The organism is Ruegeria atlantica (genome assembly GCF_947495585.1).
Lineage (GTDB): Bacteria > Pseudomonadota > Alphaproteobacteria > Rhodobacterales > Rhodobacteraceae > Ruegeria > Ruegeria atlantica_G.
In genome coordinates this window covers 1-219 of record NZ_CANLZK010000060.1, presented here as the reverse complement: position 1 = coordinate 219, position 219 = coordinate 1, and the positions used below count along the sequence as shown (strand labels likewise).

The 219-nt window shown below is 61.6% G+C and carries 1 pseudogene; it reads right to left on the bottom strand.

The features are described from left to right. Nucleotides 1–219 (bottom strand): annotated as a pseudogene (locus QMP16_RS23565) (type III glutamate--ammonia ligase); the annotation flags it as partial.

The window sequence follows — 219 nt, the reverse complement described above, 5'->3', positions numbered from 1 at the left end:
GTCCGGGGTCAGCAGAAAAAACTCGGCCTCAATACCGGTTTTGACATGCATGCCTTCGCCTGCGGCTTCGTCAATCAACCGGCGCAAAACGTTGCGCGGGGCCTGCGCGACATCCTTGTCTTCCATCACGCAATTCCCGGCGACCCAGGCCACTTCGGGCTTCCACGGCAGTTGAATGACCGAGGACGGATCCGGCACCGCCAGCATGTCCGGATGCGC